The sequence below is a fragment of the Actinomycetota bacterium genome, from assembly GCA_005774595.1.
In the GTDB taxonomy this organism is placed as follows: domain Bacteria; phylum Actinomycetota; class Coriobacteriia; order Anaerosomatales; family D1FN1-002; genus D1FN1-002.
On sequence record VAUM01000481.1, the window covers coordinates 1 to 590 of the forward strand.

General features: G+C 65.4%; 1 pseudogene (running past one end of the window). It reads left to right on the plus strand.

The features are described 5' to 3' along the window. Positions 1-590: pseudogene (thrC, locus tag FDZ70_11135) on the plus strand (threonine synthase); it runs 547 nt beyond the window's last position.

The window sequence follows — 590 nt, forward strand, 5'->3', positions numbered from 1 at the left end:
GCTCATGCAGCGAGCGTACGGCGGACAGTGGGACGACGAGCGCATCGCGCCACTCCATCAGGTCACTGCCGGGCTGAGTGTGCTGGAGTTGTGGCACGGCCCCACCTCGGCATTCAAGGACATGGCGCTCCAGTGCATGCCGTTGTTCTTCTCTGAAGCGGTGACGATGAAGCAGGAGCGCGGTCAGCTCGCCGACGACTTCCTCGTGCTTGTCGCGACCTCTGGCGACACGGGCAAGGCCGCGCTCGAAGGGTTCGCGGACCGCGCGCACACCTCGATCGCCGTCTTCTACCCTGCCGACGGCGTGAGCGACATCCAGCGCAAACAGATGGTCACCCAACACGGAGCGAACGTGAGCGTCTTTGGCGTGAAAGGCAACTTTGACGACTGCCAGAGCGCGGTCAAGGCGGCCTTCGCCGACGAGTCGTTCACTGCGTGGCTCCACGCCGAGAAGCACCTCAAGCTCTCGAGCGCAAACAGCATCAACTGGGGCCGGCTGCTCCCGCAGATCGTCTACTACGTGAGCGCGTACGCTGACCTCGTGGCAAGCGGCGGCGTCGCCCCCGGCGCCCCGATGGACGTGTGCGTGC